5 protein-coding genes are annotated in these 4,501 nt (G+C 72.4%); 3 read left to right on the top strand and 2 right to left on the bottom strand.

The features are described from left to right. Positions 1-105 precede the first annotated feature (105 nt). Positions 106-1,185 (bottom strand): cell envelope lipid trafficking protein PgfA, encoded by a 1,080-nt coding sequence (pgfA, locus tag GKQ77_RS28210; RefSeq protein ID WP_219691749.1) that lies wholly within the window; start codon positions 1,183-1,185, stop codon positions 106-108. 228 nt (positions 1,186-1,413) lie between these two features. Here pgfA and GKQ77_RS28205 point away from each other — a divergent pair, with 228 nt between their 5' ends. Both GKQ77_RS28205 and GKQ77_RS28200 read left to right on the top strand, forming a co-directional pair. Further along, positions 1,414-1,566 (top strand): hypothetical protein, encoded by a 153-nt coding sequence (locus tag GKQ77_RS28205; protein ID WP_164551729.1) that lies wholly within the window; start codon positions 1,414-1,416, stop codon positions 1,564-1,566. A gap of 21 nt (positions 1,567-1,587) precedes the next feature. Next, on the top strand, positions 1,588-2,904 hold the full coding sequence (locus GKQ77_RS28200) for a PucR family transcriptional regulator (RefSeq protein ID WP_219691750.1): 1,317 nt from the start codon (positions 1,588-1,590) through the stop codon (positions 2,902-2,904). A gap of 545 nt (positions 2,905-3,449) precedes the next feature. On the opposite strand, the gene GKQ77_RS28195 is transcribed toward GKQ77_RS28200, so the two are convergent. Beyond that, positions 3,450-4,316, bottom strand: coding sequence for a YwqG family protein (locus GKQ77_RS28195; protein ID WP_219691748.1), 867 nt, complete (start codon positions 4,314-4,316; stop codon positions 3,450-3,452). Between the two features lie 120 nt (positions 4,317-4,436). Here GKQ77_RS28195 and GKQ77_RS34245 point away from each other — a divergent pair. Continuing rightward, on the top strand, positions 4,437-4,501 hold a 65-nt coding region (locus GKQ77_RS34245), incomplete at its 3' end, for an SCO2400 family protein (protein WP_443728928.1).

Genomic DNA, 4,501 nt, shown 5'->3' with positions numbered 1-4,501 from the left:
GTGCGGGGACTGTGCTCGGGTGGGGGTGGTTAGTTTTCGCTGCCCCTTACCGCGGGTCTACTCACCGAGGTGACAATTTCCGCGCCATTTCGAGCTGACGCCTCATCACATCGTGCTGGGGTGCAGGGCGCTTCGGGACGGCTCAGCATTCGGACTTCCGGGTTCCGCCGAGCCGCCGGGGCCGCCGTGGCCCCCGTGGCCGTCGTGCCCACCCTGGCCGTCGTGCCCGCCGGGGCCGTTCGCCCCGTCGGTCCTGCGCCCTCGTACGACCAGGACGATCCCGGCCGCGGCGAGCGCCGCGCCCAGGGCGCCCGCGGCCACCGGCAGGGTCTCGCCGACCAGCTCAAGACGGTCGCTGTCGTCCTTGGCGAGCTTCACCTGGGCCTTCTGCGTCGCCGGGGTGAAGGCGATGCGCTCGCTGTCGAGCAGCACCGTCGCGTCCTTGTCGGAGCCCGGTGCGCGCAGCGTCTTGCGGGGGCCGATGGCCGCGTAGATGATCCGGCCGGTGCGCGGGTCGGCGACCAGCTCGATGCCGTGGTTGGCGTACATCTCATCGGCGATGACCTGGCTCTTCTTGGGCTGGCCGACCAAACGACCCGGCACCTGGCGGGTGCCGACCTTGGCGGCCTTCACGGTGCCCGTGAAGCGGTAGCCCTCGTACCCCTGGATCTTCTTCGTGCCCCGGTACTGGAGCGGCACGGTCGCGCCGAGCGTGCTGTCCCACCAGCGATAGGAACGCTTCTCGACGTCGAAGGGGAACTTCAGGTACGCCTCGCCCTCGAAGTACGGCTTCTCGTCGCAGCAGTGCACCGGCTTGTTCGTCTTCCGGTCGGTGACCCAGCGTTCCACCGTCCACTGGAGCGAGTCGTGCGGGCTGGCCGCGGGCAGCGACTTGTCCGGGTCGACGGAGGTCGACACGTCCCAGACGGCACGCCCGCTCTTCTCGCTCTCGGCGACATCACCGCGCACCTGGCGGGTGATGGTGAGGTTCCTGTCATGAACCGTTTTGATCTTCTTTGTGTCGAAATAGCTGCCTTTGCCTTTGAAGACGGTGATGGTGTCGATGTCGGTCGGTGTGCGTTTCGCGCGTGGCTCCACGTACCAGGCCAACATCGGGGCCAGGACCAGAAGAAACGCGCCAATACCGAGAATGACCAGGGAAAATGGCGAGGTGGTGCGGCGCATGGGGCACTCCTGGGCTAAGGGCGGGAGAAGTGTTACCGAGCCGTATGTATGGGCGGGGACCGTAGGCCGACCCTTGACTAGGTGTCAATGGATGCAGAGACTGGGCCCTTGCCGGACGGGGCCGGCCGGGACTGTGCGACCAGGACATTCATGACCGACAGCGCGTGGTCATGGCCGCCTGCGTGCCCAGGGTGGGGACGACCTCCGACAGAGAGGCTGGCCCTCGCCATGCACCGACTGCTCGCCGCATCACTCACCGTCGCCGCCGGGGCGCTGCTCGCCGTGGGCGCCGCCCTCGGCATCGTCGCGCTCCTCGACGCCACACCGGAGCAGCCCAACACGCCGCTGGTCCACTACGACACGCCGTCGCGGGGTCAGTGAGCCACCGTGGCCGCGACCGACATCCAGCCCACCGAAGCCGCCGGGGCCGTCCCCACCGGGGGTCAGAGCCCTGCCCCGGCGCGCTCGGCCTGGCGGGACGTGCCGCCCCGGCAGGTGCGGCGGTTCGCCGCGCTCGCCCTGGAGGAGGTGCCCTCCCTCGCCCAGGACATCCTGCGCGAGATCCGGGCCGAGTACCCCGGGCTGCCCGTCGTCCTCGACGACTCGGGCGAGCCCATGGCGCTGGTCGGCATACGGCGCGCCCTCGAAGGCTTCGTGCAGCAGCTGGCGTCCCAGGAAGGGCGGCCCCGCTACCACCTGGAGGTCTTCCAGGAATTCGGGCGCGGCGAGGGGCTGCACGGCCGCAGCCTCGACTCGCTCCAGGCGATCTACCGCCTCGGCGTACGCCTCGCCTGGCGCCGCCTCGCCGAGATCGGCCAGCAGATCGACATCCCGCCCCCGGCCATGTACGAACTCGCCGAGTCGGGCTTCGAGTACCTGGACGGCCTTGTCGACCAGTCCGTACGCGGCTACGCCGAGGCCGCCGCCCGGGAGGCGGGCGAGCGGCTGCGGCTGCAGCGCAAGCTGATGGAGCTGCTGCTCTCGGAGCGGCGCGCCGAATCCACCGGGGGCGCCGCGTCCGGCCACGGCTCCGGCCCCTCGGCCGCACCGGGCGCCCCCTTCGGCAACGCCCTCGGGGAGCGGGCCGCCCGGGTCGGCTGGCAGCTGCCGGACCGTGTCGCCGTGGGCGTGCTGCTGCGTCCCGCCCCGGAGGCCGTGGCGCCCGCCGTCGGGGAGGGCGTCCTGCTCGACATGGAGGCAGAGCAGCCCCGCATGGTCGTGCCCGACCCCGAGGCGGCCGGGCGCCCCGAACTGCTGCGCCGCGCCATGACCGGCTGGTCCGGCGCCATCGGCCCGCCCGTGCCGCTCGCCGACGCGGCGAAGTCGCTGCGCTGGGCGGAGGCGGCGGTGCGGCTCATGGAGCGCGGACTGCTGCCTTCCGGTGAGGTCCTGCACTGCACCGAGCACACCGAGGCGCTGGTGCTCCTCCAGCCCGAGGAGCTGATCGAGGACCTGGCCCGCCGCTGCCTGGCCCCCCTGGACCACTGCGGCCCCGCCCACGGCCGCCGCCTCGCTGAGACCCTGCTTGCCTGGCTGGAGACCCGCGGCGGCGCCCCCGAGGTGGCGGCCCGCCTAGGGGTCCACCCCCAGACGGTCCGCTACCGCCTGCGCCAGATAAGGGAGCTATGGGGCGACGAGGTCGACGACCCCGACCGCCGCTTCGAACTGGAACTGGTCCTGAGGGCACGGAGGCTGAGGGGATTGCTGGGACGGGCGTAGGGCTGTCCTAGGCCTGGCCGACGGGTGGGGGTGCGTTTGGGTGGCTGCCGCCTGTCGGGCGGGTCGGGTCGCGCTCCGATGACGGAGGCCTATCGGGCGGATCAGGTCGCGCTCCGGTGATGGCCGCCTGTCCGGCGGATGAGGTTGCGCTGGGGTGACGGTCGCCTGTCCGGCGGATCGGGGTGCGCTCCGGTGACGGCTGCCTGCCCGGCTGGCCGAGGGTCGTGTTCGGGTGGCGGCAGTCTGTCGGGCGGGTCGGGTCGCGTATGGGTGGCGGCCGTCTGCCCGGCGGATCAGGTCGCGCGCTCCGATGGCGGCCGCCTGTCCGGCGGGCGGGGTTGCGCTCGGGTGGCGGCCGCCTGTCGGTCTGGGGGCCAGCTCCCGCGTCTCGCGGCATGATCCGCCGGAGCCGGAGCCGGAGCCGGAGCCGGAGCCGGACGGGCCCCCGGCGCCTCGCGCACGCGGAGCTGGCTGCGGGCGCGGCCGGTCAGCAGCGCTGCCGGGTGGGCGGGACCTGCCCGGCGCTCAGCAGTACTGCCCCGCGCTCAGCAGCACTGCCAGGTGAACAGGGCCCGGTCGAAGCGGAGTTCGGCGAGGTCCTTGGGGCGTATGAGCCAGTAGAGGCAGCCCGTGTCGCCCCACATCATGTCCGCCGCGTCGTCCGAGTCGAACTGGGCGAGCAGCAGCCACTCCCGCATCTCCTCGACGAGCCGGGGGTCGTCCCAGCTCGTCCCCGGGCCCAGCGCCGCACGCGCCACCTCCGCCTCGACGGGACCCTGTACCGACTGCGGTGTGCCGCCGAGCTGATGGCCCGCCACTTCGCCGTACTCCCACAGGGCGTCCGTGAACGCCTCGGAGCACACCGGGTGTTCGTAATCCTGGAAGGGCTCGGCGTCGGGCGCGAAGACCCGCTGGACCTGAGGATGCGTCGGCTCCGCCACCGTCGCCTCCACGCGCGCGGTGAGCGGTACATGGGGGTAGGCGTCCAGCTCCTCCGGCGTCGCCCGCTCGGTCAGGGGCGTGCCCGCGGGGGCGTAGACGACGCGGGCGCCCGCTCTGGAGGGATCGTCGGCCACGTCCACCACCGCCTCCCCGTCGTCCAGTTGGCCGTCGAAGTAGAAGAAGGCGAGCGTCCCCGCCGCCGGGAACGGCACGTCGAGCGCCCCAGCGGGCAGCGCCGCGCAGTCCACCGACGCGACGAACGACAGCGGGCCGTGCCCCTCCCACTCCGGCCACTCCACGTCATCCGGAAGCTTGGGCTCCCCGCCCAACTGCCCCACCACCGCGTCGTCCCCGCCCGCCGGGGCGAGCCGGATGCCGGGCCGCAGCAACCCGAGCCACCGCTCGGCCACGTCGGAGGGAAGGTGCGCATGGGCAAGGGCACGCAGCGCGCCCGAAGAGTTCCGCGTCATGCCCCCGATCATGCCTCCCGCCACTGACAACGCCGCCGTGCGGCCGTTTTTGATTTCGCACACAACTTTCACAGCGGCGGCTTCCGCAGTCGGCGGCGCGGCACTTAGCCTCCATGCCTCATGGACTACTGCCACCCGTGCCGCAGGCACCTCAACGGCGCCCTCGCCTGCCCTGGGTGCGGAAC

This window comes from Streptomyces anatolicus, from assembly GCF_019400875.1.
Classification (GTDB): Bacteria; Actinomycetota; Actinomycetes; order Streptomycetales; family Streptomycetaceae; genus Streptomyces; species Streptomyces anatolicus.
The sequence above is the reverse complement of the archived record's forward strand: the minus strand, read 5'-3'. Positions and strand labels throughout refer to the sequence as shown.